The sequence below is a fragment of the Streptomyces sp. NPDC041129 genome (genome assembly GCF_055592265.1).
This window is the reverse complement of the sequence record NZ_JBVIYV010000009.1, coordinates 165,941-189,954: the sequence shown is the minus strand read 5'-3', so window position 1 is coordinate 189,954 and position 24,014 is coordinate 165,941. Positions and strand designations below refer to the sequence as shown.

Genomic DNA, 24,014 nt, shown 5'->3' with positions numbered 1-24,014 from the left:
CAGGTCAGACGACTAAGCACCCTCCTGGGCCGTGTCCGGGCCGTCAGCCGTGGGTTCCTCGTCCGCGAAGACGCGATCCACGGCGGCCCGGGTCCGGGTCCCGCTCGACGGCATCAGGTGCGTGTACGTCCGCAGCGTGAAGCCGGGGTCATGGTGGCCAGGTACTCGCTGAGAGCCTTGATGCTCTCCCCCGCGTCCAACAGCACCGAGGCGTAGAAGTGCCGCAGCGCATGCATGCCGTTGTCCCGTCCGGTCTCGACGCCCCCGGCCCGAAGTGCCGGCCGCCATACCCGGTCGTTGAAGCGGTTCCGATCCAGCGGCAGCCCCATGGGTCCGGTGAAGATCAGCGATGCCGTGACGGGCGGACCGTCAAGCACCCGTCGTCGCTTCGCTCCTCCGGGCGGGCGCACGGAGCATGAGGTCATAACACGTCGTGGCTGGGGCGGTCGGCTCCACGGCTTTTAGGCAGCCACTTTGGCGCGAGCCTCGCAGATCATGGCCCCAACGTCGTGCTTCAGCGGGCAGGTCCACGGACTGCCCGACGCGCCGGGAGCTTACGGGGCCATGATCACTCGCGCCAAAGCAGCTCCAGCCCAAAGCCGCTCCACCGACCGCGTAGCGCGAAGCGGGGCGCTGGCTGGCGTCAGAGGTGTCACCTGGGGACGACTGACGCGTTGACATAGCGAGCAGGCAACGCCTCCCGTCGGGCATGGCGTGCCAGAAACCTCAGCAAAGGATCGAGTGACGCAAATGATCAAAACCCCGCGGATTGCGGCTGTCGCGCTTCTCGCTGCTGGCGGGCTCGGCGTGACCGCCTTCAATGCCTCGGCGGCCGCGCCTCTCGCGGACCCTCAACCAGTGGGTCTGAATGTCGGGGGTCTCCTTCAGTTCCCGCCACCGGCGCAAGGCACCAACCCCGACGGGTCGCCCACCGGCGGGGTGCTGTACCAGTTGGTGAAGCCCATCCCATTGGTGTCGGGCGCGCTGTAGGGGCAACCCCGACTAGGGCGTCCATCGTCCGGGAAAGCCGTTACCGGACGGCCCTCGCAAAACGGTGACTGCGATACAGCATGGAAGTACAGAGACCGTGCCGACCACAGGCAGCCGCCTTGGACCGTTACCGTCCCCGTCACCTGCGCGGGAACATCCAAGAGCCTGGTGCCCGTAGTTCGCATCCAGGTGCCATGCACGACACCCCCGCTCGGGCCGTCTCCGGGCCGTGCGGGGGTGCTCAGCGACGACCAACGCTGACAACCACCGACAACTAAGTCGCAGGTCGCAGCGTTGATCAATTGCACGGTCGCAGGTCAGAGACCCTGCCTTTCACTTCTTCGGCTACTGACACAACAGCAGGTCAGCGCCCCGGACGCCGTCCTGGGCCGGCAGTGGCCGGCGTGCGCCGGATGGTCCGAGGCCACGTTGGGCCGTGATCTTCCTCCGAGGCGCGCCGCGAGGCGGTCAGGTTCACCGGCCGCCGCTGGTCTCGATATGCACCCTCGTCAGCGCGAACAGGATCAGGAGGTCGAGGGTCATCACGGGGATGGCCCACAGCGGGTAGTACGGAACGAACATGAACTGGGTGATCAGGCTGATCGCCGCCACCGCCGCACCGGCCCCGCGGCCCCAGCTCTGTCCTGCCAGGAGTCCCAGGCCGGCGATGACGAGTGCCAGGCCGATCACGAGGTGGATCCAGCCCCAGGTCGTCAGGTCGAACCGGTAGGCGTACCGGGACGCCGCGAACAGGGTGTCGTGTGCGATTCCGGCCGCGCCCATCAGAATGCTGAGGGGCCCGCTGAGCATCATCAGGATCCCGGCGAACCTCGAGGCGTGGTCCACGGTTACGCTGCTGGGCCCGCCGTGTCCTCGCTGTGTCCTGTTCGGCACCGTCGTCATGGCAGCAGCCTTCCTCTAGCGGTCACCGATGCCCACCGCCCGCGCTCCCCTGTCAGCATGGCCGCAATCCTTCGTCAGCGCGACCGCAACCCCGTGCCGCCGCCTGGGTGTTGCCGCGGGTGACCAGGCCAGGACCCGGCCCGCGGCTGGAGAGGAGTGCGATGCTCACAGCATCGTTCAGCAGGCGGTGCACCTGGCCTCAAGATGCCGTACTGATTGCCGAAGCCGAAGCCGACGCCGTCGCACAGCAGAGCGCCTTTCCTCGGGCCGTAACGGGCCGTGGAAGGGCGCTTGCCAGGGGTGGGTGCGCTGACCGCTTCCCGCCCGCTCAGGCCGCCGCGCGGCCGCGGGTCATTACGCGGGCCGTCTCGGTGACCCGCCGGCCCAGGTGCTCCGCCGTGGCGATGTCCGCCTTGTGCACGGCGTCCGGGCCCTCGTCCACGTTGGTCTGGGCGGCCGCGCCCGCGAAGACGCCGAGGCGGTTGAGGTCGTGCTCGGAGCCCTCGCTGTTGTTCCAGCCCGGGTGCAGACCCAGGTTGACCCAGTGCATGCCGTGCTGCCCGGCGAGGATCTGGAAGAACTGCAACGTGTGCAGCTTGTCGCCGCTCTTGGAACCGGAGTTGGTGAAGCCGGCCGCCAGCTTGTCCTTCCAGTCCTGGCCGAACCAGCGCTTGGAGGACGCCTCGGCGAAGACGTGGAAGGCGCCGGAGGCGGTGCCCATGTAGGTGGGCGAGCCGAAGACGATCGCGTCGGAGCGGTCCAGCGTCTCCCACTGCTCGTCGGTGATCTCGTCGACCTTGATCAGGTGGACCTCGGCACCCGCCTCGGCGGCACCGGCGCGGACGGCCTCGGCGAGCACGGCGGTGTGGCCGTAGCCGGAGTGGTAGGCGATGGAGACAACGGGCGTGGTCATGACGAACTCCTAGGGAATCCCGCGACGGGGCAGCTAACTAACGATGACGAAAGGAAAGCACTAACTTCTGGTAAGTGCAACCTAGTGGTGAGCGCTGCGTTCGCGTACGCTTGTGGTATGAGCACAGACCAGCAGCCCGTCATCGCGGACGACCTCGCGTTCAACGTGTTCGCCAAGGCGTGCCCCTCGCGCGGCACGCTGGAGCACGTCACCGGCCGCTGGGGCGGACTGACGCTCGGCGCGCTGCAGGAGGGCTCGCTGCGCTTCAACGAGCTGCGCCGCCGGGTCGACGGCGTGAGCGAGAAGATGCTGTCGCAGACGCTGCACGCGCTGGAGCGCGACGGTCTGGTGCACCGCGAGGCCCAGCCGACCAACCCGCCGCGCGTGGACTACGAACTGACCCCGCTCGGCCACCGGGTCGCGGAGCGGCTGCTCGCCCTCATCCACTGTGTGGAGGACTCGATGGACGAAGTGCTCGCCTCCCGCGCGGCCTACGACGCCCGGCAGCCGTCCTAGGGCCTGCCGCCGGCTACTGGCCGCGCGGGGCCCGTTGGCACTTCGGGCAGAAGTAGCTGGACCGGTTCATCCACGGGCGGCGCCGCATGGGCGTCCCGCAGCGCTTGCAGGGCAGGCCCTCGCGACCGTAGGCGTCGAGGGACCTGTCGAAGTAGCCCGACTCGCCGTTGACGTTGACGTAGAGGCTGTCGAAGCTGGTGCCGCCGACGGCGAGGGCCTCGTTCATCACGTCCCGGACGTGGCCGAGGAGTTCGGCGGTGCGCGGCCTGGTGAGGCCGGCCGTGGGCCGTTCGTAGTGGAGGCGGGAGCGCCACAGCGCCTCGTCCGCGTAGATGTTGCCTACCCCGCTGATCAGCGACTGGTCCAGCAGGGCCCGCTTGACGGTGGTGCGCTTGCGGCGCAGGGCCTGATGGAAGGCCTCGTCGTCGAACAGCGGATCGAGGGGGTCGCGGGCGATGTGCGCGATGACGTCGGGCAGGCCGTCCGGGGTGTTGTCGTGCAGCGAGAGACCGCCGAAGGTCCGCTGGTCGACGAAACGCAGCTCGGTGCCGAGGGAGTCGGCGAACCGGACCCGGATGCGCAGGTGCTTCTCGTCCGCCGTCTCGTGCTGCTGCACCAGGAGCTGGCCACTCATGCCGAGGTGGGCGAGGACGGACTGGTTCGTCTCCTCCAGCGGCAGCCATAGGTACTTGCCGCGCCGGCTGGGCGTGCCGACGTGGTGGCCCTTGAGCCGGTGCGCGAAGTCGTCGGCGCCCGCGACGTGCCGGCGCACGGCACGCGGGTGCAGCACCTCGACCTCGGCGACCGTGCGGTGGGCGACCCACCGCTCCAGGCCGCGCCGGACGACCTCTACCTCGGGCAACTCGGGCATCGTAACCCCCGTACGGACCGTGGGATGAAGGCGAGCGCCCACCCCGGCGTGAACGGCGGGGCGGGCGCTCGGTGTTGCTCTCGTCAGGCGGGCGCGGACGACGTGTCGTCGTCCTCCTTGACGGCCTCCACGGCCGCCTTGGCGCGCTCGTCCGCGGCGGCCCGGATGGCCCGCCAGGCGGACTCGGCGGCCTGCTGCTCCGCCTCCTTCTTGCTGCGGCCGGTGCCGGTGCCGTACGAGACGCCTCCGACGCGGGCGGCAGCAGTGAAGGTCTTCTCGTGATCCGGGCCGGTCTCCGTGACCAGGTACTCGGGGACACCGAGCCCTTCGGTCGCGGTCAGCTCCTGGAGACTGGTCTTCCAGTCCAGGCCGGCACCGAGATTCGAGGACTTCTCGATCAGCGGGTCGAACAGGCGGTGCACCAGTTCGGAGGCCGCGTCGAGGCCCTGGTCGAGATAGACCGCGCCGATCACCGCTTCAAGGGTGTCGGCGAGGATGGACGCCTTGTCCCGGCCGCCCGTGCCCTCTTCGCCCCGGCCGAGCCGGATGAAGGCGCCGAGGTCGAGGCCACGGCCCACCTCCGCCAGCGCACGCGAGTTGACCACCGCGGCCCGCAACTTGGCCAGCTGGCCCTCGGGCAGGTCGGGGTGGGTGCGGTACAGCGTGTCCGTGACGACGAGGCCGAGGACGGAGTCCCCGAGGAACTCCAGCCGCTCGTTCGTCGGCAGACCGCCGTTCTCGTACGCGTAGGAACGGTGGGTCAGCGCTCGCACCAGAAGGGCGGACTCGAGCTGATAGCCGAGCCGCCCTTCCAGAAGCGTGTGGGACGAGGCCTGGTTTTCCGCCGCCTTCTTGGGACTGGACACAGTGCCTCTCACCAGCCCGCTCAGACTTCGAGGACCTGGCGCTTGTTGTAGGTGCCGCAAGACGGGCACGCGATGTGCTGCTGCTTGGGCTCGTGGCAGCGCTCGCACGCAACCAGGGTGGGGACCGCAGCCTTCCACTGCGACCGGCGGTGGCGCGTGTTGCTGCGCGACATCTTCCGCTTCGGAACAGCCACGGCTACTTCTCCTGCTTCTCGTCGACGCCCGCTTCGGCGCCGCTCATCTCGTCCTTCTCGCCGTCCTGCATGGTGCCGGCGAGTCCCTGCAATGCCGCCCAACGAATGTCGACGGCGTCATGGTGGTGGTCCGGGTCGTCCGCGAGCCGCGCTCCACACTCGGAGCACAGGCCCGGGCAGTCGTCCTGGCACACCGGCTGCATCGGCAGTGCGAGCACCACCGCATCGCGCAGCAGAGGTTCGAGGTCGAAGAGTCCGTCCTCGAGGAAGAACCTGTCCTCGTCGTCCTCGACGTCGTCGCCCGGTTCCGCGATCACGCGGCCCCGGTCGTCGGCGTCAGGGTACGAGAACAGCTCCTGGAAGTCCGCTTCGAGTTCCAGCCCGAGCGGCTCCAGACACCTTACGCACTCCCCCTCGGCCTGTGCACGGGCGGTGCCTGTGACGAGCACCCCTTCCATGACCGACTCGAGCCGGAGTTCGAGCTCCACCGGGGCGCCTTCCGGCACTCCGATGACTCCCTGCAGACCGAGGTCCCTGGGGGCGTCGATCGTGCGGGTCAGGCGCTGCAGCGCGCCAGGACGCCGACCCAGCTCGTGCGTGTCGAACACGAGGGGGTTGCGGTGGTCTAGGCGGGCGTTGGAAGCCATTCCTGCTTTCGATCTTCGAACTCGGAGGGCCGCCGCCCGTCGGTGTTCCGGGCAGCGGTGATCGCGGACGTACACGCGACCGAAGAGCCAGGATACTGGACCTTTCGCTCAGGGCCCAATCCGGTGCCGGCTCCAGGGGCACCGGCTACAGGCCGCGCCCCTGTTCGTACGCCCGCAGCTGCTCCGCGCTGATCATGCTGGTGTCGAAGAGGCTGGTCTCGTCAAGGGCGTAGCCCTGCTGGTCCTGCGCCTGCTGGGACTGGTGCGGCTGCTGGGACTGGTGCGGCTGCTGGGACTGGTGCGGCTGCTGGGACTGGTGGACCTGCTGCGGGTCGTACGGGGCCTGCTGCGGGTCGTACGCGGTCTGCTGGGGGTCGTAGCCGCCCTGATAGGCGTAGGGGTCGGCCTGCTGATAGCCGTACTGGTCCTGCTGCGCGTAGTCGGGCTGCTGCGGGAAGCCCCCGTACGGGTCGGGCTGCTGCTGGTAGCCGTAGGCCGGCTGCGGCTCGTACGACGGCTGCGGCGGCTCGACGGGCCGCGGCGGCTGCTGGGCCGGTGCGGGGCGCTCGGCCGGGGCGTCGGCGAGGCCCGCGAGGTCGGCCAGGTAGTCGGCGTCGCTGGAGTGCTGGAAGGTCGTGGTGTCGTCGGCGAGGGCGCCTAGGTCGTCCGTGGCGATCCGGCCGTGCAGCTTCTGCCGGCCGCGGCCGACGGCCTCCAGGGTCTTGGCGAGGACGGCCTCGAAGGCGCCGAGCTTGACGTCGACGTACGCGTCCGCGTTGTGGCGCAGGGTCTCGGGGTCCTGGCTCCGCTCGGGCGCGTCCTCGTCCTCGTAGCCGTTCTCGTCCAGGCCGGGGCCGGTGCCGAGCAGCTTCTCGCGGCCGCGGCCGACCGATCCGAGGGTCTTGGTGAGGACGACCTCGAAGTTGGCGAGCTTGGAGTCGACGTAGTCGTCGGCCTCGGCGCGGATCTCCTCGGCCTCGGTGCGGGCCTCGGCGAGGATCCGGTCGGCCTCGGCCTGGGAGCGGCGGGCGATCTCGGTGTCGGAGATCAGCGAGCCGCGCTCGGCGTGGGCGTTCTCGATGATCCGCCCGGCCTCCACGCGGGCCTGCTCGACCATCTGCTCACGGTCGCCGATCAGCTCCTGGGCCTGCGCGAGCGAGCCGGGCAGCGCCTGTCGCACCTCGTCGAGGAGCGCGAGCAGCTCGGCGCGGTTGACCACGCACGAGGCCGACATCGGCATGGACCGGGCGCCGGTGACCGCGGCGACGATCTCGTCGAGCTTCTTCTGGACGTCCACCTGTGCTCGCCACTCTCTACAGCTGTGTTGGAGACGGACGGGACGACTGTAGTCCCATCAGCCCTTGCGCAGACGCCCGTTCAGGGCCTCGAGAACCACGGGCGGCACCAGGTGGGAGACGTCGCCGCCCCAGGCCGCGACCTCCTTGACCAGTGAGGAGGAGAGGAAGCTGTAGGTGGGGTTGGTGGGCACGAACAGCGTCTCGACGCCGGTGAGGCCGATGTTCATCTGGGCCATCTGCAGCTCGTAGTCGAAGTCGCTGACCGCGCGCAGGCCCTTGACGATGGCGGGGATGTCGCGCTGCTTGCAGAAGTCGACCAGGAGGCCGTGGAAGGCCTCGACCCGGACGTTGCCGTACTCGGCGGTGACCTCGCGGATCAGCTCGATCCGCTCCTCGATCTCGAACAGGCCCTTCTTGGACTGGTTGATCATCACCGCCACGTAGACCTCGTCGTACAGACGCGAGGCGCGGGCAATGATGTCGAGGTGTCCGTTGGTGATCGGGTCGAACGACCCGGGACAGACGGCGCGGCGCACTTGTGATCCCTCGCTCTCCGGTCCGGTCATCGTGCGTCTTCGCACGTAGAGGCGGCGCGACCGTACCAAAACGTTCCCTCGCCGTAGCGACGGGACCGGATCGCCTCGAAGCCGTCCGGCCAGTGGAATTGGCCGCCTCTGGTGCTGCGCTCCACGGTGACGAGGGCTTCCTCGGCGAGCCAGCCCTCCGTGCGGAGTGTGAGCAGAATCTCCCGAAGATCGTCGTCCGTGACGGCGTACGGGGGATCCAGGAAGACCAGCCCGTAGGGGGCGGCGGGGGGTGCCGTTCTGATCACTTGTTCCGCTTTGCCCGCTCTCACCTCGGCGCCGGGCAGGCCGAGGTTCCGCACGTTGTCCCGGACGGTCTTCGCCGCGCGGGCGTCCGCTTCGACCAGGAGGGTGTGTCCGGCGCCCCGCGAGAGGGCCTCCAGGCCCACGGCACCGGATCCGGCGTAGAGGTCGAGGACCCGTTCGCCGTCCAGGGGGCCGCCGAGCAGGGACTGCCAGGTGGAGAAGAGACCCTCGCGGGCGCGGTCGGACGTGGGGCGGGTTCCGGTGCCGGGTGGTACTGACAGGCGCCGTCCGCCGGCCCGGCCGGCGATCACGCGGGTCATGTGGGGGTCCTTCTCCGTGGGCGGGTGTACGCCTCATTGTGGCCGGTCGCGCCCGTGCGGTGGTAGCCGCGTACGGAGTACGGCCCGGCGCCCCTGCTCCGGGCGGTCCGCGTCAGCCCTTCTCCAGGTACTGCTCCCTCTCCTCGTCCAGCAGGGCGTCCAGGGCGGTCCGCAGTCCCGGAAGGCTCTCCAGCTCGGGGTCGGCCGCCACCACCGCCGCCGCCTCCTGCCTGGCCTCGGCGATGAGTTCCTCGTCCTCGATGACCGCGAGGACGCGGAGGCTGGTGCGGGCGCCGGACTGGGCCTGGCCGAGGACGTCGCCCTCGCGACGCTGCTCCAGGTCGATGCGGGAGAGCTCGAAGCCGTCGAGGGTGGAGGCGACGGCGTTCAGGCGCTGGCGGGCGGCACTGGCCTCGGGCATCTCGCTGACCAGCAGGCACAGGCCGGGGGCCGAGCCGCGGCCCACCCGGCCGCGGAGCTGGTGGAGCTGGGAGACGCCGAAGCGGTCCGCGTCCATGATCACCATGGCGGTGGCGTTGGGTACGTTGACACCGACCTCGATGACCGTGGTGGCGACCAGGACGTCCGCCTCGCCGGCCGCGAAGCGGCGCATGACGGCGTCCTTGTCGTCCGGGTGCATACGGCCGTGCAGCACCTCGACCCGCAGGCCCTGGAGCGGACCGCGGGCGAGCTGGTCGGCGACTTCGAGCACCGCGAGCGGCGGGCGTTTCTCGGCTTCGTCCTCCGCGGATTTCTTCGCGCCCTTACCGGGGTCGTCCTCCTCGTCGCCGATCCGCGGGCAGACCACGTAGGCCTGATGGCCGTTCTCCACCTCCTCGCGGACCCGCTCCCAGGCGCGGGCGAGGAAGTGCGGCTTGTCGGCGGCGGGCACGACATGGCTGGCGATCGGCGAGCGGCCGGCCGGGAGCTGGTCGAGGACGGAGGTCTCCAGGTCGCCGAAGACGGTCATCGCGACCGTGCGCGGGATGGGGGTCGCCGTCATGACCAGCAGGTGCGGGGGCTGCTTGCCCTTCCCGCGCAGGGCGTCGCGCTGCTCGACGCCGAAGCGGTGCTGTTCGTCCACGACCACCAGGCCGAGGTCGTGGAACTGGACCTTGTCCTCGATCAGCGCGTGGGTGCCGATGACCAGGCCGGCCTCGCCGGTGACCAGGTCCAGCAGGGCCTGGCGGCGGGCGGCCGCGCCCATCGAGCCGGTGAGCAGCACCACCTTGGTGGCGTGCTCGGCGCCGCCCAGCATGCCTGACTCGGCCAGCTCGCCCATCATCTCGGTGACCGAACGGTGGTGCTGCTGGGCGAGGACCTCGGTGGGCGCGAGCATCGCGGCCTGGCCGCCCGCGTCGACCACGGCGAGCATGGCGCGCAGCGCGACGAGGGTCTTACCGGAGCCGACCTCGCCCTGGAGGAGGCGGTGCATCGGGTGCTCGGTGGCGAGGTCGTCGAAGATCTCCTCGGAGACCTTCCGCTGGCCCTCGGTGAGGGTGAAGGGCAGCCGGTCGTCGAAGGCCGTCAGGAGGCCGTCGGGCCCGGGTCTGCGGGCCACCGCCGGGAGCTGGGCGTCGGCGTGACGGCGGCGGGCGAGGGCTACCTGGAGAACGAAGGCCTCGTCCCACTTCAGGCGGGCCCGGGCGTCGGCGATGTCGGCCGGGGTCTGCGGGCGGTGGATCTTGAGCAGGGCCTCGGGGAGGGTGACCAGGCCGCGGCCCTCCCGCAGCGAGGGCGGCAGGGGGTCGACGGCTTCCTGGGCGCTGGGCAGCACCGTCTGGACCGCCTTGCCGATCTTCCAGGACTCCAGTTTGGCGGTGGCCGGATAGATCGGGATCAGGGCGCCGGCCCAGGTCTCGACGGTCTCCTCGCTGTCGCCGCGCAGCAGTTCGTAGGCGGGGTGGGCGAGCTGAAGGCGGCGGTTGAAGACGGAGACCTTGCCGGCGAACATCGCGCGCGTGCCCGGCAGCAGCTCCTTGTGGGGCTTGTGCACGCCGTGGCCGAAGAAGACCAGCTGGAGCCTGCCGCTGCCGTCGGTGATCGTGACCTCGAGGCGCTGCCCCTTGCCGCGCGGGGCCCTGGACGAGGCGAAGGTGTGCAGGCGGGCGTCGGCGACCTGGGCGACCACCGTGACGTGCTCGTCCATCGGGAGCTCGGCGAGGGGGGTGAGCCGGCCGCGCTCCTCGTATCTGCGCGGGTAGTGGTGCAGGAGGTCGCCGACGGAGGTCAGGCCGAGGTGCTCGGCCATCACCTTCGCGGTGGCGGGGCCGAGCACTGACTTCAGTGGCTGCTTCAGTGGTTCTTCCAGTGCGGGCACGAGATCCATTGCACACCACCACACTGACAAAGCCGTAGAGGCCGCCCGGCGGCTCCGGGTCCGCGAGCCGTACGGGTTCGGGAAACCGCTGGTCAGGTGGTCCGTTCCGGCTCTAGGATGGCGCGCTCCGGCCATCCCCCGCGGTCACCGCCCCATCCGGGACCGCCCGACCCCGCGCCGAACGCACGCTCCCCCCGCCGGCGCTGCGACGATGGACTCCCAGACCTCACAGTCATCCCAGACATCCCAGTCACCCCACACGTTCCAGGTCGACCTACGCGGTCTGGTGGACCTGCTCTCCCATCACCTCTACTCCAGTCCCAAGGTCTATCTGCGCGAGCTGCTGCAGAACGCGGTGGACGCCGTCACGGCCCGGCGGGCCGAGGATCCCGGCGCTCCGGCCCGGGTGCGGCTGCACGCGGCGGACGGGACGCTCCGGGTGGAGGACACCGGCGTCGGGCTCACCGAGTCGGACGTGCACAGCCTGCTGGCGACCATCGGCCGCAGCTCCAAGCGGGCGGACGGCGTGCAGGAGGCCCGGTCCGACTTCCTCGGGCAGTTCGGCATCGGTCTGCTGGCCTGCTTCGTGGTCGCCGAGCGGATCCGGGTGGTCAGCCGCAGCGCCCGTACGCCCGGGGCCCCGCCGGTGGAGTGGACGGCCCGGGACGACGGCTCGTACACCGTGCGCACGCTGCCGGACGCGGAGCGGCCCGAGCCGGGCACCACCGTGCACCTGGTGGCGCGGGCCGGTGCGGCGGAGTGGCTGTCGCCCGAGCGGGTCCGTGCCCTGGCCCGGGACTTCGGTTCGCTGCTGCCGTACGACGTCCGGGTGGACGAGGAGGCGGTCACCGACCTGCCGGCGCCCTGGGACCGCCCGTACCCCTCTCCGGCCGCCCGGAGGGTGGCGCTGGCCCGGCACTGCCACGAGCTGTTCGGGTTCACGCCCCTGGACTCGATCGGCCTGGACGTGCCGGTCGCCGGGATCCGCGGGGTGGCGTACGTGCTGCCGTCCGCGGTCAGCCCGGCGCAGCGGGCCACGCACCGGGTGCACCTGAAGGGCATGCTGCTCACCGAGCAGGCCGAACAGCTCCTGCCGGACTGGGCGTTCTTCGTGCGCTGTGTGCTGGACACCGACAGCCTGCGGCCCACGGCCTCGCGCGAGGCACTGTACGAGGACGAGACGCTGGCGGCCGTGCGGGAGGCCCTGGGCGAGCGGATCAGGTCCTGGCTGACCGGACTGGCGGCCGGTGACCCGGAGCGGCTTTCCGCGTTCCTCGCCGTGCACCACCTGGGGGTGAAGTCCCTGGCCCGGCACGACGGGGAGATGCTGCGCACGATGCTGCCGTGGCTGCCGTTCGAGACCACCGACGGTCAGCTCTCCCTGGAGGAGTTCGCGCAGCGGCACCCGGTGGTGCACTTCACGCGGACGGTCGAGGAGTACCGGCAGGTCGCGCCGATCGCCTCCGCGCAGGGCGTCGGGGTGGTCAACGGCGGTTACACGTACGACAGCGAGCTGGTGGAGGCGCTGCCCTCGGTGCGGCCGGGCACGGTGGTCGCCGAACTGGACGCCGACACGGTGACCGCTCACCTGGACGCGGTGGATCCGGCGGAGGAACTGGCGCTGTCCGGCTTCCTGGCGGCGGCGCGGGCGAAGCTCGACCCCCTGGGCTGTGACGTCGTCCTGCGCGCGTTCCACCCGCTGTCGGTGCCCGCGCTGCACCTGGACGACCGGGCCGCCCGGCACGAGCAGGCCCGGGCCGAGGCCGAGGAGCGGGCCGACGACCTGTGGGCGGGCATCCTGGGCTCGCTGCGCGGCAGCGCACCGCGCGCGCGGCTGGTGCTCAACCATCTCAACCCGCTGATCCGGCGCATCGCTTCGGTCCGCGACCCGGAGCTGATCGGCACCGCCACCGAGTCGCTGTACGGGCAGGCGCTGCTGATGGCGCAGCGCCCGCTCAGGCCGGCGGACTCGGCGCTGCTCAACCGGGCGTTCATCGGCCTGCTGGAGTGGGCCACACACGGGGAGAACGGGCACTGATGGGTGAGATCACGGACTTCGACGCGCTGCGCCGGGCGATGGCGGAGAACTCCGGGCAGCCGGAGGGGCCCGCCCGCAACGCGCGCGCGGAGCGGTTGCTCGCCGAGGCCGAGCGGCTGAACATCCCGCTCGCCGTGATCGAGGCGCTCGGGCACCAGCTGAAGGTCTACAACTACAGCTCCGAGAAGGACAAGATGTTCGTCCCGTTCGCGCGGCTGCTGCGCATGTGGGACGAACGGCCCGAAGACTTCGACGAGTACGAGACGCACTCGCTGCACTGGGTCTTCAAGTGGATGTCGGCGGGCATGCTGGACCAGCCGCACGTCCCGCTGGCCTCTGTCGAGAAGTGGCTCGGCGAGATGGAGCACCGCTACCGGCTCGCCGGGCACTCCGAACGGGCCGTGCGTGCCGCCGAGTTCAGCGTGGCCGCGCACATCGGTGACCTGGCCCGGGCCCGGCGGGCGTACGCCGCCTGGCTGGCCGCGGACCGGGACCGGATGGCCGACTGCCACGCCTGCGAGCTGCACGGGCAGGGCACCTGGCAGGCCGAGTGCGGCGAGGACGCGGAGGCGCTGCGGCTGTGGGGGCCGGTGCTGGAGGGCGAGTACAGCTGCGCCCACGAGCCGCACACCGTGCTGGCCTCCTCGCTGGCGCCGCTGCTGCGCCTCGGCCGGACGGACGAGGCCCGCGCCCACCACCTGCGCGGTTTCCGCCTCGTGCGCCCCATGGAGAGCATGCGCGGCGCCTACGCCGACCATGTGGAGTTCTGCGCGCTGACCGGCAACGAGGCGCGCGGCCTGGAGCTGCTGGCCGAGCGGCCGGCGTACTTCACGGACACCGGGCATCCGCGCAGCCGGCTGGACTTCCTGGCCGTGGTGGCCCTGCTGACGGACCGGCTGACCGTCCTCGGTCTGGGCGGGCAGCGGGTTCCGGGACCCGCCGGGCGGACTTGGACCGCCGGGGAACTGGCCGCCCACGCGCGCGCGGAGGCGCTGGAACTGGCCGCGCGGTTCGACGCGCGCAACGGCACGTCGTACGTCGGCGACCGCGTCCGCGCGCGGATGGCCCAGGAGCCGCTGGTGGAGCGGCTGCCGCTCGGGGTGCGCACGGTACGCGCCCACCCGGCGCCGGTGGCCGCGCCGCCCGTGCCCGAGGCGCCCGAGGGGGACGCGGCTTCCGGCGGGTCCGGCCTGGCCGCCCTGCTGGCCGAGGCGCGCCGGTTGTCGGACACGCTGCGGCCGCACGCGCTGGAGGCGTGGGCGGCGGTCGCGCGGGCCGCGGAGGGGATGGAACTGGAGCCGCGCGACCGGGCGGAGATCGCCGACCACGAGGCGATGGAACGCGGCCCCGAGGGCGCCCCCCTGTTCGAGCGGGCCGCCGCGCTGTACGCGGAGGCGGGCGACCCCGGCGAGGCGCTGGCGGCACGCGCGCGCGGTGCCCATGTGCGGGCGATGGCGGGCGAGGTGGACGCCGCGGTGACGGCGGTCGCCGCGCTCCGCGACGAGGTGCTCGCGCTGTACGCCGCGGAGGGCACCGGTGTACGGCAGACGGCGGGGGTGCTGATGAGCCGGGCGCGGATCCTCGTGCGCCGGCTGCACGAGTACGCCGGGGACGGCGACGGCGGGGTGGGCGGTGACCCGGAGGAGGCGCTCGCTGAGGCCGGTCGGGCCGTGCGGGAGGTGCAGGCACTCGTCGGGGGACGCGCGGACGGCGACGTGCGGCTGGCCGCCCGGGCCGCCGAGGCGTGCGGGATGCTCGCCGGGCTGGCGGCGCTCGCCGGGGACGCCGAGCGGGCCGCCGAGGGTCACCGGCTGGCCGCCGCCGAGTACGTGGCGGCAGGTCTGCCCTGGTTCGCGGTGGAGCACGAGGTCGAGGCGGCCGGGCTGGCCCACGGGCTCGGCGACCCGGACGGGACCGAGCGGGCGCTGCGGTCGGCGCTGGAGCACGGCGGCCCGTACCTGGAGCCGGCCGGGCGGGCCCAGCTCCATCTCCAGCTCGCCGAGGTGATCGGCGCCCGGGGCCGGACCGGGGAGGCCGCGGAGCACGCGCTGGAGGCCGCGCACTGGGCCGACGAGGCGGGCGAGAGCGGCACGCTGGGCGCGTGGGCACGCCACCAGCTCGGCGGTTTCCTGCTGCGCGAGGGGCGGTGCGCGGAGGCCGCCGAGGTGCTGGAGTCGGCGCTGCCCGACCTGACCGCCGAGACACACGGCGAAGGGGCCGTCGTACAGGCGCAGTGGTGGCTCGGGGACTGCCTGAGCGAGCTGGGCGAGCACCGGGCGGCCGCGGAACGGCGGCTGCGGGCCGCCGAGATCGCCCGGCACTGGCCCGAGCAGCAGGACCACGCCACGCTCGCCCATCTCGCCGCGGAGTCGCTGGGCGACGCGGGACTGCTCGAGGACGCGGACCGTGCCTATGCGCGCGCGTGCGAACTGTGGCGCGGACTGGGCAACCCGTACTTCCTGGTGCGCTCGCTGCGTGCCCGTGCCTGGCTGGCCCTGCGCGGCGAGGGGCCGGCGGACGGGGCGCGGGAGCTGATGGCGGAGGCGGTGCGCGAGTGCGAGCACGCCCTGGCGGCGGCGGAGCCGGCGGTCCGGGACCGACTCACCGCGGAACTGGCGAACACCCACCGTCAGTTCGGTGATCTGCTGGCCCGGTCGGTGGGGGGCTCCGAGGACGGGGACCAGGAGACCGAGGAGGTCTTCGAGGCGGCGCTGGCCCGGATGGACCGCGCGGCCGAGCTGTTCGGCACGCTCGGCGCGGAGGGGCTGCACGGCCGCACCGGCGCCGAACTCGCCGCAGGCCGGCTGGAGGCCGACCTCGGCCGTCCGGCTCGGGCGGCCGCACGCGCGCGTGGTGTCCTCGCGGCCTACGAGGGCACCGGCACCCCGGACGACACGGCCCGCTCCCGCCGCGCCGGGGCCGAGGAACTGCTCGGCGCCCTGCCGGACCACTGAGCGGGCGCCGCGCACGGCACCGGGGTCACTCCACGCCGATGAGCAGCGGGGATCCCTGGCGGCCGCCTCGGTACACCAGCGTGTCCACCGCCAGGTAGGACTCGCGGACGTGGGCCTCCAGGTGGGCGGCGACGGAGTCGGGTGCCTCGTCGCCGACGACCAGGGTGACCAGTTCGCCGCCCGCCCGGAGCATGCGGTCCAGGAGGGTCTCGGCGGTGGCGGTGAGGTCCGGCCCGATCACCGCCACGTCGCCGTCGATCAGGCCCAGCACGTCCCCGGCCTGGCAGATGCCGGCCGAAGTCCAGGCCTGGCGTTCGGCGACGAGGACCTCGGCGTACCGGGTGGCGCCCGCCGCCGAGGTCATCTGGACGACGTCCTCGTCGAACCGGCGCTCCGGCTCGTGCACGGCGAGCGCGGCGATGCCCTGGACCGCCGAGCGGGTCGGGATCAGCGCGACCCGGATGCCCTCGGTGCGGGCCTGCTCGGCGGCCGCGGCGGCGGTGTGGCGCAGCTCGGCGTCGTTGGGCAGCAGCACCACCTCACGCGCGTGGGCGCGCCGTACGGCCTGCACCAGCTCCCCGCTGGCGGGCGGCTCCCCGGGACGGGCGAGCACGGTGGTCGCGCCGGCCTCGCTGTACAGCCCGGCGAGACCCTCGCCGGGCACGACGGCGACGACCGCCCGCTGGGCGCGCTCGCCCGGCGGCCGCTCGCCGCCGGTGTGCACGTCGCCGGCCCCGAAGTGGGTGATGCGGATCCGGTACGGCCGGCCCGCCTCGACACCCGCCTCCACGGCGGCCCCCGCGTCGTCGACGTGCACGTGCACGTTCCACAGTCCGTCGCCGCCGACCACGACGAGGGAGTCCCCGAGGGCGTCGAGCCGCGCGCGCAGCCGGGCCACGGCCTCGTCGCCGGCCTCCAGGAGGTAGATCACCTCGTAGGCGGGGCCGTCGTCGTCGGTGGCGTCGGCGCAGGTCTCGTGGTCGGAGACGGCCTCCGCGCGCGCGTGCGCCTCGGCGACCGCGGCCACGTTCTCGCGGACGGCCTCCCGCGCCCTGGGGATCTCGTTGACCGCCTCTCCCGTGCACGCCTCCACCAGGGCGCCGAGCACGGTGACCAGCCCCCGGCCGCCCGCGTCGACCACTCCGGCCCGGCGCAGCACGGCAAGCTGGCCCGGGGTCGCCTCGAGTGCCCTGCCGGCGCCCTCGTAGGCGGCCCGGGCGACCGCCCCGCAGTCGCCCTCCGACGTCTCGGTGGCGGCCGCGGCATCCGCGGCCGCCGCGGCGACGGTGAGCACGGTGCCCTCGACGGGGTGGGCCACGGCCCGGCGGGCGGAGTCCGCGGCGTGCCGCAGGGCCAGGCGCAGCCCGGCGCCGTCGCAGCGGGAGGCCTCACCCGCCTCTCCCCCGGCGAGCACCTGGGCCATGCCCCGCAGGAGCTGGGCGAGGATCGTGCCGGAGTTGCCCCGGGCCCCGATGAGCGCCCCGTGGGCCATCGCGCGCGCGGCGTCCGCGAGGGAGGGCTCCCCGGCCCCCGTCCCGTACCCGGCGAACACGGCCTCCACGGCGGTGGCCGCCGATTCCACGGTCAGGTACAGGTTGGTCCCGGTGTCCCCGTCGGCCACGGGATAGACGTTGATCGCGTCGATCTCCTCGCGCGCCCGCCCGAGCGCGCCCAGCGCCAGACCGCACCAGGTGCGCACCGCGAGAGCATCCAGTGTCTGCGGCACCTGCGCCACCTGCGCCTCCCTGAGCTGCTTGGACGTGGACGCAGCGTAGACCCCGGAGCGGTGGCCCCCGGGAGGAGGACCGGGAGCGGGCCCCTGAGCTGCCATGGTAGTTTCGCGGTACGGACGCAGCCGTTGTATGCTGCTCCGGTTGCCCGATCCTGATCGGGCCATTCCCCCTGGCAACGCCACTCAAGATCTCAGATCCTAGGATCTCGATCCCGGCATGCCGGGATCAACCGTAAGTGCATCTGAAGTCTTTGGAGTGACCCGTGGCTGCCAACTGCGACGTCTGCGGCAAGGGGCCGGGCTTCGGCAACAACATCTCGCACTCGCACCGCCGTACGTCCCGCCGCTGGAACCCGAACATCCAGCGTGTGCGTACCGTGGTCGGCGGGACGCCGAAGCGCGTGAACGCCTGCACCTCGTGCATCAAGGCCGGCAAGGTCTCGCGCTGACGCTTAGCTGACGCGCGGCCACCGTCCGGTCCGCCGCACTGAGCCGGTCCACCTCCGGGTGGGCCGGCTTTTTGCCGTACCCGCGACCAGGTCCCGTACGGGCGAGATCGTCTCCGCCACGGGATCATCTCCCGCGGCGGCAAGATCACTTCGGCTACCGGAACCGCCACCCGTGGTCCACCGGCCCGATCCCCGCCCCCAGCGCGAATCCGGCGGCGATCGCCCCCGTCACGTACTCCTTGGCCCGGGTCACCGCCTCCGGCACGGTCAGGCCCTTCGCCAGCCCCGACGCGACGGCCGAGGCGAGCGTGCAGCCCGTGCCGTGCGTGTGCCGGTTGTCGTGGCGCGGGGCCCGCAGCCAGTGCTCCCGTGAGCCGTCCGTGAGCAGGTCCACGGCGTCGCCGGACAGATGCCCGCCCTTGATCAGCACCCATCGCGGCCCGTACTCCAGCACGGCCGCCGCGGCCCGGCGCAGATCGCCCTCGGACTCGACCCGGACCCCGGTGAGTTGGGTCACCTCGTCGAGGTTGGGCGTGGCCACGGTCGCCACCGGCAGCAGCCTGCCCCGGACCGAGTCCAGGGCGGAGGCGGCGAGCAGCGGATCGCCGTGCTTGGAGACGCCCACCGGGTCCACCACGGCCGGCGCGTCGGTGCCGGAGATCAACTCGGCGACCGCCTCGACCAGTTCGGCCGACGCGAGCATCCCGGTCTTCACGGCCTGTACGCCGATGTCGTCGACCACGCTGCGGAACTGGGCCCGTACGGCCTCCACGGGCAGCTCCCAGGCGCCCTGCACGCCCAGCGAGTTCTGCGCGGTCACCGCCGTGATCACGCTCATCCCGTGCACGCCCAGCGCCAGCATGGTCTTCAGGTCGGCCTGCACGCCCGCGCCGCCGCCCGAGTCGGACCCGGCCACCGTGAGTACCCGGGGGATCACGACTCGATGTCCCCGAAGTGGTCCCAGCCGCCCTTGCTGGTCCACGGAGCCCCGTCGACGGTCACCTGGGGCAGCGCCGAGGGGTTGAGGACCTCGCCGATCACCTTCCAGCGGGCCGGGAGCTTGACGTCCGGCGGGAAGGTGGCCACGATCGCGTGGTCCTCTCCCCCGGTCAGCACCCACTGGAGCGGGTCGACGCCGACGGCCTGCCCGATGTCGTTCATCTGCGTCGGGATGTCGATCGCGCCGGACCGGATGTCGATGCGCACCTTGCTGGCCTCGGCGATGTGCCCGAGGTCGGCGATCAGGCCGTCGCTGACGTCGCACATCGCGGTGGCGCCGAGCGCGGCGGCGGCCGGGCCCGCGTGGTACGGCGGCTCGGGGCGCCGGTGCGCCTCCACGAAGGCGCGCGGCGAGCGGAAGCCGCGGGAGAGCACCGCGTAGCCGGCCGCGGACCAGCCCAGCCAGCCCGTGACGGCCACGAGGTCACCGGGCTGGGCGCCGGCGCGGGTGACCGGCTCCTGGTTTCGCAAGTCTCCGAGCGCGGTGATCGACACCATGATGGTGTCCCCGCGCACCACGTCCCCGCCCACCACCGCGGCACCCGCGACCTGGCACTCGTCGCGCAGTCCGTCCATCAGCTCGGTCGGCCAGGTGACCGGGAGTTCGGCCGGGACGACCAGGCCGAGCAGCAGCGCGGTCGGTACGGCGCCCATCGCGGCGATGTCCGCCAGGTTCTGCGCCGCGGCCTTGCGCCCGACGTCGTACGCCGTGGACCAGTCGCGGCGGAAGTGCCGTCCCTCCAGCAGGATGTCGGTGCTCGCCACCACCCGGCGGTCGGGCGCGGCGACCACCGCGGCGTCGTCACCGGGGCCGACCCGGACCACCGGGGTCGTGGTGAGACGGGAGGTCAGCTCCCGGATGAGCCCGAACTCACCCAACTCACCCACTGTGCCCTTCATTGCCTCAAGCCCCTTCTGTGCCTCTGCGTGCCCGGTCGCGCGTCATCAGTGTCCCCGATACCGTCGAGATGACCGTCAACTTCTGTCGTGCCTGCACCCTGGCGCGCAAGCCCGGTCCCCGCGGGTCTCCCCGTGGGGAGCGGCGACGCGATACCGTGGCGTTCCTTTTCCCCACATGATCCTCGTGGCCGCCCTGGAGGTTCCGTGGTACAGGCGTACATCCTGATCCAGACGGAGGTCGGCAAGGCGTCGACCGTCGCCGAGACGATCGGCAAGATCCCTGGAGTGATCCAGGCCGAGGACGTCACGGGACCGTACGACGTCATCGTGCGCGCCCAGTCCGACACGGTCGACGAGCTCGGCCGCATGGTGGTCGCCAAGGTCCAGCAAGTGGACGGCATCACCCGCACCCTGACCTGCCCGGTCGTCCATCTGTAGCCCCCGTCTACGCTTGGCCGGTGAACTTCTTCCGTCACCGGCCGTTCGGCCTGCTCGCGCCGGCGCTGCTGATCGCGGTCGCGGGCTGCTCCACAGCAGACGACAGCGCCACGGTCGCGGTTCCCACCCCCGACGCGAAGACGGCGAAGGTCTGCCGGGACCTGCACCGGGCGCTGCCCGGGAAGCTCGACGGACGGAGCCGTCACGACCCCGAGCCCCGGTCCGCCTACACGGCGGGCTGGGGAAGCCCGGCGATCATACTGCGCTGCGGTGTCGTACGGCCGCCGAAGATGGTCGACCCCGAGGTCGCCCAGGGTGACGACCCGGACGCCGTTGCGGGCCGGGTGAACGGTGTCGACTGGCTGATGGAGAAGGACGGCGACGGCACCTGGCGCTTCACCACGGCGAACCGCGTGGCCTATGCGCAGGTGAGCCTGCCCGGTGGGATGTCGGCTCAGGACGAGGGCGCCTCGGTGCTCACGGAACTGGCTGACGCCGTGAAGAAGGCGATCCCCGAGGGGATCGCCTCCATGCGGTGAGCGCGCGGGGTCAGCGCAGTCCGGTCGAGCGGCGCAGGGCCGCCTGCACCAGCCGGTCCACCAGCTCCGGGTAGCCGATACCGGTGGCCTGCCACATCTGCGGGTACATCGAGATCGGCGTGAAGCCGGGCATGGTGTTGATCTCGTTGATCACGAACTCGCCGTCCTCGTCGAGGAAGAAGTCGGCGCGGACCAGGCCCTCGCAGGAGGCCGCCTCGAACGCCTCGACCGCGAGCCGCCGCACCTCGGCGGTCTCCTCGTCGGTGAGCGGGGCCGGGACGATGCCGGGGGTGGAGTCGATGTACTTGGCCTCGAAGTCGTAGTACGCGTGCGCGTCCGGCGGCGGGATCTCGGCCGGCACGGAGGCGCGCGGCCCGTCCTCGAACTCCAGGACACCGCACTCGATCTCGCGGCCGCGGACGGCGGCCTCGATCAGGATCTTCGGGTCGTGCGACTGGGCCTCGGCGATCGCCTCGTCCAGGCCGGCGAGGTCATCGACCTTGGTGATGCCGATGGAGGAACCCGCGCGCGCGGGCTTCACGAACAGCGGCCAGCCGTGCTCGCCGGCGAAGTCGACGATCCGCTTGCGGGCCGCGGACTCGTCCTGCTCCCACTCGCGGGGGCGGATCACCAGGTACGGGCCGACCTTGAGCCCGAAGGAGGTGAACACCCGCTTCATGTACTCCTTGTCCTGGCCGACGGCCGAGGCGAGCACGCCCGAGCCGACGTAGGGCACTCCGGACAGCTCCAGGAGGCCCTGGAGGGTGCCGTCCTCGCCGTACGGGCCGTGCAGCACCGGGAAGACCACGTCGACCTCGCCGAGCGCCTTGGGCACCGAGCCGGGCTCGCTGTAGACGACCTCGCGGTTCGCGGGGTCGACGGGGAGCACCACACCACCCTCGTCCGACTCGGCCAGCTCCGCCACGCTCGGGGTGCGGCGGTCGGTGATGGCCATCCGGTCCGGCTCGTCGGCCGTCAGCGCCCAACGGCCGTCCGCGGTGATACCGATCGGCAGGACGTCGTACTTCGTCCGGTCGATGGCCTTGAGGACGGCGCCCGCGGTGACCACGGAGATCCCGTGTTCGGAGCTGCGCCCGCCGAACACGACGGCCACGCGCGGCTTGCGGGACGGCTGGTCAGGGCTGTGGGGGAGGTTCTCGGTGCTCATATCGCGTTGAGAGTACCCGTTGGTATCCCCCAAGTCAGCGGCCGCTCCGGCGCGGTCGCTCAGCGTCGCACGGACGGTCGCTCAGCGTCGCGCGGAGGGTGGCCCGGCGCCGTGTGGGGCGGGGTTCAGCGCCGCTCGGGCTTGGCGCTGCGCGACATCAGTTCCTTGAGGGCGACCACCGGCGGCTTGCCCTCGTGCACGATGTCCACGACCGTCTCGGTGATGGGCATCTCGACACCGTGCCGGCGGGCCAGATCCGCCACCGACTCGCAGGACTTGACGCCCTCGGCCGTCTGCTTGGTGACCGCGATGGTCTGCTCGAGGGTCATGCCCTTGCCGAGGTTGGTGCCGAAGGTGTGGTTGCGGGACAGCGGCGAGGAGCAGGTGGCCACCAGGTCGCCGAGGCCCGCGAGTCCGGAGAACGTCAGCGGGTCCGCGCCGAGCGCCATGCCGAGCCGGGTGGTCTCGGCGAGGCCGCGCGTGATGAGCGAGCCCTTGGCGTTGTCGCCGAGGCCCATGCCGTCGGCGATGCCGACCGCGAGACCGATGACGTTCTTGACCGCGCCGCCGAGCTCGCAGCCGACCACGTCGGTGTTGGTGTACGGCCGGAAGTACGGCGTGTGGGAGGCGGCCTGGAGCCGCCGGGCGACGGCTTCGTCGGTGCAGGCCACGACGGCCGCGGCGGGCATGCGGGCGGCGATCTCCCGGGCCAGGTTGGGTCCGGTGACGACGGCGATGCGGTCGGCGCCGACCTTGGCGACGTCGTCGATCACCTCGCTCATCCGCATGGTGGAGCCGAGCTCGACGCCCTTCATCAGGGAGACGAGCACGGTGCCCGGGGCGAGCAGCGGGGTCCACTCGGCGAGGTTGGCGCGCAGGGTCTGGGAGGGGACGGCGAGGACGGTGAAGTCCGCGCCGCCCAGCGCCTCGGCGGCGTCCGCGGTGGCCCTGAGGTTGCGCGGGAGTTCGACGCCGGGCAGGTAGTCGGGGTTGGTGCGGGTGGAGTTGACCGCCTCGGCCAGCTCCGGACGGCGGGCCCACAGGGTCACCTCGCAGCCCGCGTCGGCGAGAACCATGCCGAAGGCGGTGCCCCACGAACCGGTACCCATGACGGCGGCGCGGACGGTCTTGCTCACTTGCCGCTCTCCTCCTCGGTGCCGGCCCGCGAGACTTCCCGGCCGGCCTCGGTGGTCTCCGGACCGGCGGGGGCCGGAGAGGCGCCGGCTGCCGCTCGCGCGGCCTGCGCGGCGGTCCTGCGGCGCTGCTCGATCCGCTCGCGGCGCGGGTCGTAGGGGGTCTCGGGCGCCTTCTCGCCGCGGATCTCCTCGAGCTGGCGGGTGATGGCCGCCATGATGACCTCGGTGGCCTCCCTCAGGAGGTCGGCGGTCATCTCCTTGTCGTAGAAGCGGGAGAGGTCCACGGGCGGGCCCGCCTGGACCTGGTGCGTCTTGCGCGGCAGGAGGTGGGGCTTCTTGGCGTAGGGCGGCAGCAGTTCGTTGCAGCCCCACTGGGCGACCGGGATCACCGGGCACTTGGTCTGCAGGGCCACGCGGGCGGCGCCGGTCTTGGCGGTCATGGGCCAGCCGTCGGGGTCGCGGGTGAGGGTGCCCTCGGGGTAGAACGCGACGCACTCGCCGCGCTCCACGGCGTCGATCGCGGCCCGGAACGCGCTGAGCGCGTCCGTGCTCTCGCGATAGACGGGGATCTGCCCGGTGCCGCGCATGGCGGCGCCGACGAATCCCTTCTTGAAAAGGCCGCTCTTCGCCAGGAATCGCGGAACCCGTCCGGTGTTGTACTGATAGTGCGCGTACGCGAAGGGGTCCACGTGTGAATTGTGGTTCACCGCGGTGATAAACCCGCCCTCGGCCGGAATGTGCTCCATTCCGCGCCAGTCCCGCTTGATCAGAACCACCAGCGGCGGTTTGCAGAGGACCGCAGCGAAGCGGTACCAGAACCCGATTTGGCGGCGGGGCACGCGGACACCTTCCTCTAGGCCTCTATGGGCTTGTCACCTCGGCACTCGGCCGGGGGCCGCACAAGTGTCGCCCCAGGCCGCCGGTCTGTCGAGAACACCGTACGCCCGCCCGTCCCCGGCCACCGCCCTGCCGGGAGCCTCGCGTCCTCACCGG

At 72.2% G+C, this 24,014-nt stretch carries 23 protein-coding genes and 1 pseudogene; 7 read left to right on the top strand and 17 right to left on the bottom strand.

Annotated features, from left to right (window positions below; all coding sequences use genetic code 11):
• Positions 1-12: 12 nt before the first annotated feature.
• A pseudogene (locus ACZ6B1_RS26590) lies at positions 13-380 on the bottom strand (tyrosine-type recombinase/integrase); the annotation flags it as partial.
• A gap of 370 nt (positions 381-750) precedes the next feature.
• Here ACZ6B1_RS26590 and ACZ6B1_RS26585 point away from each other — a divergent pair.
• On the top strand, positions 751-990 hold the full coding sequence (locus ACZ6B1_RS26585; RefSeq protein WP_468782337.1) for a hypothetical protein: 240 nt from the start codon (positions 751-753) through the stop codon (positions 988-990).
• A 474-nt stretch (positions 991-1,464) separates the two neighbouring features.
• On the opposite strand, the gene ACZ6B1_RS26580 is transcribed toward ACZ6B1_RS26585, so the two are convergent.
• Positions 1,465-1,836, bottom strand: a complete 372-nt coding sequence (locus ACZ6B1_RS26580; protein WP_468782335.1) for a DUF7144 family membrane protein — start codon at positions 1,834-1,836, stop codon at positions 1,465-1,467.
• A 385-nt stretch (positions 1,837-2,221) separates the two neighbouring features.
• A complete protein-coding gene (locus ACZ6B1_RS26575; protein WP_468782333.1) occupies positions 2,222-2,806 on the bottom strand; it encodes a flavodoxin family protein in 585 nt (194 codons plus the stop codon).
• Positions 2,807-2,923: 117 nt separating this feature from the next.
• Between ACZ6B1_RS26575 and ACZ6B1_RS26570 the strand changes: the two genes are divergently transcribed.
• Positions 2,924-3,322: a winged helix-turn-helix transcriptional regulator gene (locus tag ACZ6B1_RS26570; RefSeq protein WP_468782331.1), complete on the top strand. Its 399-nt coding sequence runs from the start codon at positions 2,924-2,926 to the stop codon at positions 3,320-3,322.
• A 13-nt stretch (positions 3,323-3,335) separates the two neighbouring features.
• On the opposite strand, the gene mutM is transcribed toward ACZ6B1_RS26570, so the two are convergent.
• The 8 genes from mutM to recG form a co-directional block, all read right to left on the bottom strand.
• Positions 3,336-4,193, bottom strand: a complete 858-nt coding sequence (gene mutM / locus ACZ6B1_RS26565) for a bifunctional DNA-formamidopyrimidine glycosylase/DNA-(apurinic or apyrimidinic site) lyase (protein WP_468782329.1) — start codon at positions 4,191-4,193, stop codon at positions 3,336-3,338.
• Positions 4,194-4,276: 83 nt separating this feature from the next.
• Complete coding sequence (gene rnc / locus ACZ6B1_RS26560) at positions 4,277-5,071, bottom strand: ribonuclease III (RefSeq protein WP_468782327.1); 795 nt, start codon at positions 5,069-5,071, stop codon at positions 4,277-4,279.
• A gap of 8 nt (positions 5,072-5,079) precedes the next feature.
• The gene (gene rpmF, locus ACZ6B1_RS26555) at positions 5,080-5,253 is read right to left on the bottom strand and encodes a 50S ribosomal protein L32 (RefSeq protein ID WP_003951102.1); all 174 of its coding nucleotides are present in this window, start codon (positions 5,251-5,253) and stop codon (positions 5,080-5,082) included.
• A gap of 2 nt (positions 5,254-5,255) precedes the next feature.
• Positions 5,256-5,900 (bottom strand): YceD family protein, encoded by a 645-nt coding sequence (locus ACZ6B1_RS26550; RefSeq protein ID WP_468782325.1) that lies wholly within the window; start codon positions 5,898-5,900, stop codon positions 5,256-5,258.
• A 145-nt stretch (positions 5,901-6,045) separates the two neighbouring features.
• A complete protein-coding gene (locus ACZ6B1_RS26545; RefSeq protein ID WP_468782323.1) occupies positions 6,046-7,197 on the bottom strand; it encodes a cell division initiation protein in 1,152 nt (383 codons plus the stop codon).
• A gap of 57 nt (positions 7,198-7,254) precedes the next feature.
• On the bottom strand, positions 7,255-7,734 hold the full coding sequence (coaD, locus tag ACZ6B1_RS26540; protein WP_468782582.1) for a pantetheine-phosphate adenylyltransferase: 480 nt from the start codon (positions 7,732-7,734) through the stop codon (positions 7,255-7,257).
• A gap of 26 nt (positions 7,735-7,760) precedes the next feature.
• Positions 7,761-8,348, bottom strand: a complete 588-nt coding sequence (gene rsmD, locus ACZ6B1_RS26535; protein ID WP_468782322.1) for a 16S rRNA (guanine(966)-N(2))-methyltransferase RsmD — start codon at positions 8,346-8,348, stop codon at positions 7,761-7,763.
• 112 nt (positions 8,349-8,460) lie between these two features.
• Positions 8,461-10,677, bottom strand: coding sequence for an ATP-dependent DNA helicase RecG (recG, locus tag ACZ6B1_RS26530; RefSeq protein WP_468782321.1), 2,217 nt, complete (start codon positions 10,675-10,677; stop codon positions 8,461-8,463).
• Between the two features lie 202 nt (positions 10,678-10,879).
• On the opposite strand from recG, the gene ACZ6B1_RS26525 reads away from it, so the two are divergent.
• Both ACZ6B1_RS26525 and ACZ6B1_RS26520 read left to right on the top strand, forming a co-directional pair.
• The gene (locus ACZ6B1_RS26525; RefSeq protein ID WP_468782320.1) at positions 10,880-12,706 is read left to right on the top strand and encodes an HSP90 family protein; all 1,827 of its coding nucleotides are present in this window, start codon (positions 10,880-10,882) and stop codon (positions 12,704-12,706) included.
• Positions 12,706-15,660, top strand: coding sequence for a tetratricopeptide repeat protein (locus tag ACZ6B1_RS26520; RefSeq protein WP_468782319.1), 2,955 nt, complete (start codon positions 12,706-12,708; stop codon positions 15,658-15,660). Before ACZ6B1_RS26525 ends, ACZ6B1_RS26520 begins: the two co-directional genes overlap by 1 nt.
• 25 nt (positions 15,661-15,685) lie before the next feature.
• Here the strand turns inward: ACZ6B1_RS26520 and ACZ6B1_RS26515 are convergent, their stop codons facing one another.
• The gene (locus tag ACZ6B1_RS26515) at positions 15,686-17,395 is read right to left on the bottom strand and encodes a DAK2 domain-containing protein (RefSeq protein ID WP_468782318.1); all 1,710 of its coding nucleotides are present in this window, start codon (positions 17,393-17,395) and stop codon (positions 15,686-15,688) included.
• A gap of 260 nt (positions 17,396-17,655) precedes the next feature.
• Between ACZ6B1_RS26515 and rpmB the strand changes: the two genes are divergently transcribed.
• Entirely contained in the window at positions 17,656-17,841 is a 186-nt protein-coding gene (gene rpmB, locus ACZ6B1_RS26510; protein ID WP_003993230.1) for a 50S ribosomal protein L28, read from the top strand.
• Positions 17,842-17,995: 154 nt separating this feature from the next.
• Here rpmB and thiD read toward each other — a convergent pair whose 3' ends face one another.
• Complete coding sequence (gene thiD, locus ACZ6B1_RS26505) at positions 17,996-18,778, bottom strand: bifunctional hydroxymethylpyrimidine kinase/phosphomethylpyrimidine kinase (protein WP_468782317.1); 783 nt, start codon at positions 18,776-18,778, stop codon at positions 17,996-17,998.
• Entirely contained in the window at positions 18,775-19,740 is a 966-nt protein-coding gene (locus ACZ6B1_RS26500; protein WP_468782316.1) for a thiamine-phosphate kinase, read from the bottom strand. Before ACZ6B1_RS26500 ends, thiD begins: the two co-directional genes overlap by 4 nt.
• A gap of 204 nt (positions 19,741-19,944) precedes the next feature.
• Between ACZ6B1_RS26500 and ACZ6B1_RS26495 the strand changes: the two genes are divergently transcribed.
• Together ACZ6B1_RS26495 and ACZ6B1_RS26490 are read left to right on the top strand one after the other, a co-directional pair.
• Positions 19,945-20,178 (top strand): Lrp/AsnC family transcriptional regulator, encoded by a 234-nt coding sequence (locus ACZ6B1_RS26495; protein ID WP_143635949.1) that lies wholly within the window; start codon positions 19,945-19,947, stop codon positions 20,176-20,178.
• 20 nt (positions 20,179-20,198) lie between these two features.
• Positions 20,199-20,717, top strand: coding sequence for a DUF3515 domain-containing protein (locus ACZ6B1_RS26490; protein WP_468782315.1), 519 nt, complete (start codon positions 20,199-20,201; stop codon positions 20,715-20,717).
• 10 nt (positions 20,718-20,727) lie between these two features.
• Here the strand turns inward: ACZ6B1_RS26490 and ACZ6B1_RS26485 are convergent, their stop codons facing one another.
• The 3 genes from ACZ6B1_RS26485 to ACZ6B1_RS26475 all read right to left on the bottom strand — a co-directional run bounded on the left by ACZ6B1_RS26485 (position 20,728) and on the right by ACZ6B1_RS26475 (position 23,860).
• Positions 20,728-21,885, bottom strand: coding sequence for a D-alanine--D-alanine ligase family protein (locus tag ACZ6B1_RS26485; protein ID WP_468782314.1), 1,158 nt, complete (start codon positions 21,883-21,885; stop codon positions 20,728-20,730).
• A gap of 125 nt (positions 21,886-22,010) precedes the next feature.
• Positions 22,011-23,021, bottom strand: a complete 1,011-nt coding sequence (locus ACZ6B1_RS26480; protein WP_468782313.1) for an NAD(P)H-dependent glycerol-3-phosphate dehydrogenase — start codon at positions 23,019-23,021, stop codon at positions 22,011-22,013.
• Positions 23,018-23,860, bottom strand: coding sequence for a lysophospholipid acyltransferase family protein (locus ACZ6B1_RS26475; RefSeq protein WP_468782312.1), 843 nt, complete (start codon positions 23,858-23,860; stop codon positions 23,018-23,020). The genes ACZ6B1_RS26480 and ACZ6B1_RS26475 overlap by 4 nt, the downstream gene beginning before the upstream one ends.
• Positions 23,861-24,014: the final 154 nt, after the last annotated feature.